We start from the raw sequence: 248 nt of genomic DNA, 5'->3' as shown, positions 1-248 counted from the left end.
GTCCGCACTTCTCCACCTCTAGGCGCACCCGCCCGTCGTCCAGCAGAAGGGTGTGGCCGGGCTCGATGGCTTCGAAGATTTCCGGATGCGGCAGTTGCACCCGGCCTTGGTCGCCCGGCGCATCGTCGAGATCGGGGCGCAGGCGATCGCCGGGCGACAACGTGATGCTGCCGGTCTCGAGCGCGCCGATGCGCAATTTCGGGCCCTGCAGGTCGGCCATCACCGCGATCGGCCGGCCGCTTTCTTCC

General features: G+C 69.0%; 1 protein-coding gene. It reads right to left on the bottom strand.

What is annotated here, in order from left to right; translation table 11 throughout:
- A partial coding sequence (locus tag R0J87_RS23210) for a pyruvate kinase (protein ID WP_498889320.1) occupies positions 1–248 on the bottom strand: 248 nt, incomplete at both ends.

The sequence above is a fragment of the Halomonas sp. SIMBA_159 genome (assembly GCF_046536035.1).
Taxonomy (GTDB): Bacteria; Pseudomonadota; Gammaproteobacteria; order Pseudomonadales; family Halomonadaceae; genus Vreelandella; species Vreelandella venusta_A.
This window is presented reverse-complemented; position numbering and strand designations above follow the sequence as displayed.